The following is an 8779-nucleotide window of genomic DNA, read 5'->3' as shown; positions in this document are numbered from 1 at the left end:
CGCGGTTCGCCGACCGTGGGGTCGTGGCCGTGGGCCTCGTGGCCGATGAACGTGGGAATCCCGTGGCCGGGGCGGCGGAGGCCTTCGCGATCGCCCGCGACGCCGGTCTGGGCGTGGTGCCCCACGCCGGGGAGTTGGCCGGGCCCGAGGAGGTGCGATCAGCGCTGCAGCTGGGCGTCGACCGCATCCAGCACGGGGTCCGCGCCGCCGAGGACCCCCGGCTGGTCGAACAGCTCGCCGCGAGCGGGGTCTGCCTGGACGTGTGCCCGAGTTCGAACGTAGTTCTGGGCGTCTACCCCACGCTCGGGGACCACCCGCTCCCCGCGCTGCTCGACGCCGGGGTCCGCTGCTCGATCGGCGCCGACGACCCATTGCTGTTCGGCGTCGACGTGGTGGACGAGTACGTGCTGGCGCGCGAGCGGATGGGCATCCCGGAGGCGCGACTCGCCGCGTGCGCCCGGTCGTCGATCGACTCGTCCTTCGCGCCCGCCGATCTCAAGCGCGACGCCCTGGCGCGGGTCGACGCCTGGGAAACCGGGGCAGCCGACCCGGCGAGCTGAGCGCTCAGGCGCCTCGGCGGATCCTGTCGGCCGCGAGGATCATCGGCACCTGCAGCGGCAGGCGGCCCCACGCGATCACCTGGTAGGGCCACACCGGCTTCCTCCGCCAGGCCCGCACCATCTGCACGTTCCCGGGCAGTACCCCGACGAACAGCGCCACTGCCGCCGCCCCGCCCAGGGCCCGGGTCCGGGGCACGGCCAACAGTGCCGCCACGGCCATCTCAGCGACGCCGGACCCGTAGGTCCACGCCCGGGCGCTCCCCGGCAGCTCCGGCGGGATGAGCCCGTCGAAGGGTCTGGGCGCCACGAAGTGCAGCGCGCCCATCGCCCCCAGCGCGGCGGGCATGGACCAGTACCGGACGGCGTGTGCCGTGTCGTTGAGTGCCGTGTCGTTTCCCATTCGCCCGAGACTACGGACCCCGATCCCGGCGTTCTCACCGAACGTGCGGCAGCACTCGTTCCCCGAGCAGTCGCAACGACTCCCACGCGGCGTCGATCGGCATCCCGCCGCACATCGGGTGGCCCGCGATCAGGCCCAGTTCGCGAGACCGGACCCGCTCGACGAGCTGGTCCGGGGTGGCCACCAGGTACACCCCCTCGGCGCGCAGGTCCTCGACCGAGCGGGCGTCGGAGTGGACGAAGGAGTTGCGACCGGAGGCCGTCTGCCAGGCACGGTAGGCCTCCGCGTCGGCGAGGAGGTACCCGCCGTACCTCTCCCAGAACTCGTCGGGATCCTGCGCGCAGAATACCGCGGCGGGACCAGAGACCGGGGTCACCACGAGGCCGGGCTCATGCCCGTTCGCGCGACACTCGGCTCGGTACAACTCGGCGAGCTCCGGATCGTTGACCTGCGGTTGGTAATGCATGCCCAGGCGCCCGGCCCGACGGGCGGCCGCGCCTGCGCCGCCGAGGAAGATCAGCGGGTGCGGATCCGAGAATGGTCTCGGTGTCACGCGCGACCGAGGCGAACCGTCGACCGGATCGTCGCCGACCGGTTCCCCCGCCCACGCCGCGAGCATCGTCTCCAACTGCTGTTCCAGCCGTGCCCCACGCCTCTTCCAGTCCCGGGAGTGCATCGCGTATTCGACCGGTCGGTAGCCGAGCCCGAAGGTGAAGCTCACCCGCCCGGACGCCACGTGGTCGAGGACCGCGATGTCCTCGGCCAGCCGGACCGGATCGTACAGCGGCGCGAGCAGGGCCCACACCGCGATCTGGATCCGCTCGGTCACCGCGGCCACCGCCGCCGCAGCGATGAGCGGCGACGGGAGATAGTCGTCCTCGGAGCCGTGGTGCTCGGAGAGGTTGACGGCGTCCTGGCCCGACTCCTCCGCGTACCTGGCCATGGCGAGGGCCGCCCGGTAGCGGTCCCGGCGCTCGGCCGCGTCCGCGCCGGGCGCCCGGAAGTCGAAGCGGGTGACGACGTAGACCATCAGGCGCGGTCCATCAGACCGCGGTACCCGCGCGGGAGTCGGCGAGGACCGCATAGGACGTGCCTCGCTCCTCCCGCTCCCACCAGGTGTCGGCACCGCCGGCGGTGCCGCCGACCCCGTCCTCGACCAGGGCTCTCTTGAGGATCTTGTTGGTCGCCGTGGTGGGGAGCGCATCGGAGACCCGGACCCAGCGCGGCCACGCCTTGGGAGAGAGATCGGGCTGGGAGGCCAGGAACTCCTCGAACCCGGCGGGCTCGAGCTCGCTGTCGTGCCGGACCACCACGGCCGCGGCGAGCTGGTCGCCGACGCCGCGGGGGTCGGGCAGCCCGTACACCGCCACCCGGGAGACCGCGGGATGTCGGAGGAGGATCTCCTCGACGATCCCGGCGGCCATGTTCTCCCCGTCGACCCGCAGCCAGTCCCCGCTGCGACCGGCCATGTACACGTTGCCGTCCGCGTCGCGGTAGGCCAGGTCGCCGGACCAGTACATCCCGTCCCGCATGCGATCGGACGTGGCCTGCTCGTTGTTGTAGTAGCCGGCGAAGAAGCCGGCTCCCTCGGTGTTGACCAGCTCGCCCACACACTCGTCGAGATTGGCCACCGCACCGGTGTCGTCGAAGATCGCGCGGGGACACTCGGTCACCGTCACCGGGTCGTACACCGCGACCCCCGGGAACGGTTCGCCGATGGACTCGAGCGGCGAGTTCTCGGTCCGGACGACGATGATTGCGAGTTCGGTGGAGCCGTAGGCGTCCCGCACGGTGCAGCCGAACCGCTCGGCGAACGCGGGGATGTCCTTGGCCGCGGCCTCGTTCCCGAAGGCCGCGCGCAGGGTGGTCTCCGCGTCGTCGGGGCGAGCCGGGGTGTCGAGGATGTACGCGAGCGGTTTCCCCACGTAGTTCATGTACGTGACCCCGTACCTGCGGATGTCGTCGCCGAAGCGGGTCGCACTGAAGCGTCGGGCGAGCACCATGGTGGCGCCCACGGCGATCGCGGGCGAGAAGCCACTCATGATGGCGTTGGAGTGGAACAGCGGCATGGACAGGTACAGCACGTCCTCGGAGGTCAGCTCGAAGGACGGAGCGAGCGCCTCGCCCGACATGGTGACCGTGAAGTTGCCGACCTGCACCGCTTTCGGGTCCCCGGACGTCCCCGAGGTGAAGATGAGCATGAACGGGTCGCCGGCATCGGCCACCGGGGGATCGGCCGGGGGCTCCGACGCGGCGACCGTGGCCGCCCACTCGTCGGAGTCCGTGTCGATGACACTGACATCGCCCAGGTCCAACCCGTCGAGCAGGGGCGCGAGCTGGGAGTCGGTGAGCAGGACCTGACAGTCCGCCCGCCTGATGTCGCGGGCCAGCCCCTCACCGCGACGAGTCGCGTTGATACCCGCGATGACGACGCCGCCGAGAGCGCCCGCGGCGAGCGCGTAGAGCATCTCCGGGGTGTTCTCCAGGAGCGTGCCCACGTGCCGGGGTCGGGAGTCGTCGAGCATCGCGTCGAGTGCTCCGGCGCGACGGTCGGCGGCCGAGATGTACTCGCGCCAGGAGATGGTCAGGTCCTCGTAGCGGATCGCCGGGGAGTCGGAGTCGGCGTGACGGCGGAGTTGTTCGCGAACGGTGTCGGCCATGGGGGTCCTCGGGGACGCAGGGGCGGTGTGATCTGGATCATAGCGAGTCCAGCTGACACTCGTCAGGAAAGTTCGATCGCGGGCCGACCCACGGCGCCCGGACCCCTCCTGTCGGCCCTGAACTGCCTGGCCGTGACCCCCCACCACCGGCGCGCGTACTGACTGAACGTCGTCACATCGTCGAGCGCCAGGGCCGAGGCGATCTGGTAGAGGGGGATCTCGGTGGTGGCCAACAATCGGGCGGCCACATCGCGCCGCACCTCGTCCCGGATCCCGGAGAAGGACGTGCCCTCACCGGTGAGGTGCCGCTGCAGGGTCCGCGGCGAGACCGAGAGGAGTGCGGCGACGTCGCCCAGGGTCGAGGTCCCCGTGTCGAGGGACCGCAGGAGCAGGGTCCTGGTCCGCCCGGCGTACGTCTGGTCCCGTGCGGGACCGTGCTGTTCCAGATAGCTCAGAGCCAGCTCGTGGGCCATCAGGTCGCCGCCCGTGATCTCCCGGCCGAGGAGCGCGGCGGGGACGCGGAGCATCGCGGCCGACGCGAGTGGTCTCGCCGGGGCGGAGAACAGCTCCCGGTAGCGAGCGGGCACCGTGTTGAGCGGGTTCGGGAGCTCGACCGACAGCAGTCCGTACTCCCCCCCGAGGAGGGCGAGCATGGACCGGTGCAGGAAGAGCAGGACCATGTCGACCGCCTGGGGAGGCAGCGCGGCCGCGTCGTCCCGGTAACCGAACCGCACCCCCAGCACACCGGGGTCCGCCTCCGGATCCGGGACGACCGTGATCTCGAGCGACCGGGCGTGGAAGAACAGGTACTTGGAGGTCATCTCCAACGCCCGGGTGGTGGTCGGGGCGTGCCTGATGGCCGCGGCCACGGGGCCGAGCAGACCGAGGTCCTGACGCAACGCCACCAGCAGGCCGAAGTCGGGGCAGCGCAACTCGACGGCCGCCGTCTCGAGGAGGAAGCCGATCGCGAGATCCTGCACCAGGATCTCGTCGCTGTCGAGGGCGCCGCCCGGCAGCCCACTGCGCCGGGCCAGGTCGTCGGCGTCGCCACCCAGCGCATCGATCACCGCCCTGACGCCCCTCAGGCCTGCCGATCTGACGTATGCCACCTCAGAACTCTCCGCCACATGGCGCGATAGAGCAACCTCTTGGCGCGTTTCGGCAACTTGTTCGGCGGGATCGGGACTATCGTCCTCCGTATGACAGCCTCTGCTGACCGCCGCCCACCGGCCGGCGCACCCGAGAACCCGCTGGACCTCCTGATCGTCGGCGCCGGCATCTCCGGCATCGACCTGGCCCACCACGTCTCCACCACGTTCCCCCACTGGTCGTGGGAGGTCCACGACGCACAGGACGACCTGGGCGGCACCTGGAACACCTTCCGCTACCCGGGGATCCGGTCGGACTCGGACATGGCCACGTTCGGGTTCCCGTTCCGCCCCTGGCCGCACTCCTCGACGCTCGGGCAGGGTGAGGAGATCAAGGAGTACATCCGCGACACCGCCCGTGACTGTGGAGTCCTCGAGCGCCTGCATCTGGGGTCCTGGATACAGAACGCGGACTGGCAGAGCGAGAAGGGCCTGTGGAAGGTCACGAGCGTCCGGGTCGAGGACGGGAGCTCCACCGAGCGCACGGTGTGGGCCCGCCGCGTCCACTACGGGTCCGGCTACTACTCGCACTCCCAGGGCTTCCGACCCGACTTCCCGGGCGAACAGGAGTTCGCCGGCGAGATCATCCACCCCCAGCTATGGCCCGAAGGCGTCGACTACGCGGGGCGGAAGTTCATCGTGATCGGTTCCGGAGCCACCGCCGTCACCCTCGTCCCGGCCCTGGAGAACCTCGGCGCCGACGTCACGATGCTCCAGCGGACCCCGAGCTACGTCGCCCCGCTCCCCGAGAAGGACATCATCAGCGCCGTGTGGCAACGCGTGCTGCCGGCACAACCGGCGTACCGCGCCGCCCGTTTCACCCACGGCGCTCGCGACATGGTCCAGTATCTCGTCGCTCAGCGGTTCCCCTGGGCCTTCACCCAGGGGCTGCGGCTCCTGCAACGCCGCTACATCTCCCGCGAGCAGATCGCCGAGCACTTCACCCCGTCGTACAAGCCCTGGGACCAGCGGGTGTGCAAAGCCCCCGACGGGGACATCTTCCGGGCGATGCAACGGGGCGCGCGCGTGGTGACCGGACACATCGACACGTTCACCGAACGCGGTATCCGCCTGGATTCGGGCGTGGAGCTCGAGGCGGACGTCATCGTCTCCGCCACCGGCCTGGAACTCGAGGCGTTCGGCGGCGGAACCCTGAGCATCGACGGCCGCGAGCTCGAGCCCGCCGACCTGACCACCTACCGCGGCATGATGCTCGCCGGCGTGCCCAACTTCAGCTTCACCGTGGGATACGTCAACGCCTCCTGGACCCTGCGGGCGGACATGGTCTCCCGCTACATGGTCAAGCTGTGGCGGGCCGGGGAGAAGAACGGTGAGAAGATCTACGCGCCTATCCCCCCCGAGGTGAAGGGCGATCGCCCGCTCCTGGACCTCGACGCCGGGTATGTCCAGCGCGGCGTGCACCGCTTCCCGAGGCAGGGAACCGACCGTCCCTGGACATACGTACAGAACTACCTTGCCGAGATCCCCGAGCTGACCTTCGGTGACCAGCGTCGCGACATGGCGTTCGACGCGCAGATCCCGCAGGAGGCCGTCCGATGACCCGCCGCGTCTTCATCACCGGCGCCGCCTCGGGGCTGGGTCTGGCGCTCGCCCGCGAGTACCTGGCGGCCGGCGACGAGGTCATCCTGACCGACCTGCACGCCGAGGCCCCACCCGCCGTGACCGGCCTCTCCGGCCAGTGGAGCTACCGCAGGCTCGACGTGACCGACGACGACGACTGGGCCGCCGCCGCGCGTGCCGTGGACTCGCTGGACATCCTCATCAACAACGCCGGCATCGCGGTCGGCGGGCGGCTGGACGCCACGTCGATGGACTCGTGGCAGCGCATCGTCGACATCAACCTGCTCGGCGTGGTCCGAGGCTGCAAGGCACTGGTCCCGACGCTCGGACGAGGTGGCCGGGTGGTCATCACCGCCTCCGCCGCAGGTCTGGTGCACGCGCCCCACATGGGCGCCTACAACGCGACCAAGGCCGCGGCGGTCGCTCTGGCGGAGACCCTCGACGCCGAGCTTCGCCCCCGCGGCATCAGCGCGTCCGTCATCTGCCCCCTGTTCTTCCGGTCCGGACTCGCCGATTCCCTCTCCGGCGACGACCCGAAGGCCGACGAGGCGGCGCGCATGCTCCTCTCCAAGACCCCCTTGACCTCGGAGAAGGTCGCCGCGCGATCGGTGCGGGCCATCCAGGCCCGGCGGTTGGTCATCACTCCCGACGCGCTGAGCACCGCCACCTGGTACTCCAAGCGGTTCACCCGCGTCCCCTTCCTGGCCGGGACGCGTCTCATCGGCCGCGTGATCGAGCGACGGGGCTGACCACCGCCCGTGCGCCCGGGCCTCCCCCGGGCGCACGGCCCGGTGACGCGTGTCGAGATCATCGGCAGGGGCCACCTCTATAGTGAGAACCCTCTGCCATGCGGGCATTCAACCGCCTTTGACCCACCTCGATCTAATCTTTTCTTCCCCAATTCTCGGCCCTGTGCCAGAACGATATCGAGTGCCCACTCCCGGCATTCGACACCGGCGTAGCAGCCCGCTGACGAGCGACGATGCCGAGGCGATCTGCCTTCCGTCATCACTTGGTGCATTGTGCATTTCTGAGATCAGGGCATACTGGGCATAAGGAATTCGGCTTGAGCGCCCGCACCACGCTCGCCCCATTGAAGGTTCCTCCTGCACCACCCCTCGACACCACCCCTCGACACCACCCCTCTGCACGACCTCTCTGCACGACCTCTCGCGAGAACCCTCGCGACTCCCCTCAGCAGGACCACACGTAAGTGGGAAAACCATGTCAACAGTGCACGCACCTACACACACCCGTTCTCTGCGACGTTGGCTGGTGGCGGGCGTCGCCGTCGCGACCACTGCGGCCATGACGACATTCGGGGGAGTCGCCTCGGCGGCCCACGCCCCCGTCGAACTCGGTACCGCCGACTCCTTCGCCGTACTGGCGGGGTCGACTGTCACCAACACCGGGCCGTCCACCATCGCCGGTGATCTCGGACTGAGCCCGGGCAGCTCCGTCACCGGCTTCCCGCCCGGAACGGTGACAGGCGGAACCCAACATGTGTCCGATGATGTCGCCATCCAGGCCAAGGCAGACCTGACCACGGCGTACAACGATGCGGCCGGGCGGGCCGTCACCGGAACCGTGAGCGCCGACCTCGGTGGTCAGACATTCGTCGACGGCACCTACTTCCAGGCCACCGACATGGCCCTGACCGGGACGGTCACCCTAAACGCACAGAACAACCCGAACGCCGTCTTCATCTTCCAGGCAGCCGACACCCTGACCATCGCGTCCGGCGGCACGGTGGCCCTCATCAACGGGGCCAGCCCGTGCAACGTGTTCTGGCAGGTCGGGAGCTCGGCGACGCTGGGAACCAACGCCGACTTCGTCGGCACCGTTATAGCGTTGACCTCCATCACCGTCAACACCGGGGCGACGGTCCAGGGACGCCTCCTCGCCCGAAACGGGGCTGTCACCCTGGACAACAACGTGATCACCGCGCCGGACTGTGAAGCGCCGACCACCACCTCGACGCCTCCGACCACGACGGCGCCGACGGACACCACCGAGCCCACGACGCCGACGACCACCGGCACGACCGATCCCGATGACTCGACGACGCCGACGACCACCGGGACGACCGACACCGACGACTCGACGACGCCCACCACCACGGGGCCGTCCGACTCCACGACCCCGACCACCTCTGTGCCGGTTCCCACGACGACCGTCCCCAACGGCGCATCCGTCATGCCCCTCCTCCCGATCCTGCTCCCGGCCATCCTGATCGGGGGCTCGGTCGCCGCCGCACCGGTCGTCGGGCCGATGATCGGGCAGTCGCTAGGAGATCTCGGAATTCCGTTGCCCGCCCTTCCGGAGTTCCCGCCGCTGGCCGGATCGGCCATGCCCGGACCGGCTCCGGCCCTCCCCGTCGCCCCCGCGCCGATGGCCCCGGGACCCGAGGCGCCCAACGGCCGCGGCGCG

Annotated in this window: 7 protein-coding genes and 1 pseudogene; 4 read left to right on the top strand and 4 right to left on the bottom strand. The window is 70.2% G+C overall.

Translation table 11 applies throughout. From position 1 onward, the window contains the following. Positions 1 to 560: pseudogene (locus G6031_RS10830) on the top strand (adenosine deaminase); the annotation flags it as partial. Between the two features lie 4 nt (positions 561 to 564). On the opposite strand, the gene G6031_RS10825 reads toward G6031_RS10830, so the two are convergent. The 4 genes from G6031_RS10825 to G6031_RS10810 all read right to left on the bottom strand — a co-directional run bounded on the left by G6031_RS10825 (position 565) and on the right by G6031_RS10810 (position 4729). Next, positions 565 to 960: a hypothetical protein gene (locus tag G6031_RS10825; RefSeq protein ID WP_179524098.1), complete on the bottom strand. Its 396-nt coding sequence runs from the start codon at positions 958 to 960 to the stop codon at positions 565 to 567. Between the two features lie 34 nt (positions 961 to 994). Further along, the gene (locus G6031_RS10820; protein WP_182638902.1) at positions 995 to 1990 is read right to left on the bottom strand and encodes an LLM class flavin-dependent oxidoreductase; all 996 of its coding nucleotides are present in this window, start codon (positions 1988 to 1990) and stop codon (positions 995 to 997) included. Positions 1991 to 2003: 13 nt separating this feature from the next. Further along, positions 2004 to 3620 carry an AMP-binding protein gene (locus G6031_RS10815; protein WP_182653251.1) on the bottom strand — a complete coding sequence of 539 codons (1617 nt, stop codon included), beginning with the start codon at positions 3618 to 3620 and terminating at the stop codon, positions 2004 to 2006. Positions 3621 to 3682: 62 nt separating this feature from the next. Then, the gene (locus G6031_RS10810; protein ID WP_182653250.1) at positions 3683 to 4729 is read right to left on the bottom strand and encodes an AraC family transcriptional regulator ligand-binding domain-containing protein; all 1047 of its coding nucleotides are present in this window, start codon (positions 4727 to 4729) and stop codon (positions 3683 to 3685) included. A gap of 90 nt (positions 4730 to 4819) precedes the next feature. On the opposite strand from G6031_RS10810, the gene G6031_RS10805 reads away from it, so the two are divergent. From G6031_RS10805 to G6031_RS10795, 3 genes are all read left to right on the top strand, one after another. Continuing rightward, a complete protein-coding gene (locus G6031_RS10805; protein ID WP_182653249.1) occupies positions 4820 to 6328 on the top strand; it encodes an NAD(P)/FAD-dependent oxidoreductase in 1509 nt (502 codons plus the stop codon). Next, positions 6325 to 7098: an SDR family NAD(P)-dependent oxidoreductase gene (locus tag G6031_RS10800; RefSeq protein ID WP_179524093.1), complete on the top strand. Its 774-nt coding sequence runs from the start codon at positions 6325 to 6327 to the stop codon at positions 7096 to 7098. Before G6031_RS10805 ends, G6031_RS10800 begins: the two co-directional genes overlap by 4 nt. A gap of 559 nt (positions 7099 to 7657) precedes the next feature. After that, positions 7658 to 8779 (top strand): ice-binding family protein (locus G6031_RS10795; RefSeq protein ID WP_241737300.1); only part of this gene is annotated, 1122 nt, incomplete at its 3' end.

Source organism: Dietzia sp. CQ4, from assembly GCF_014145125.1.
In the GTDB taxonomy this organism is placed as follows: Bacteria; Actinomycetota; Actinomycetes; order Mycobacteriales; family Mycobacteriaceae; genus Dietzia; species Dietzia natronolimnaea.
Note: the sequence above shows the minus strand (reverse complement) of the source record. Positions and strands in the feature narration are given on the sequence as shown.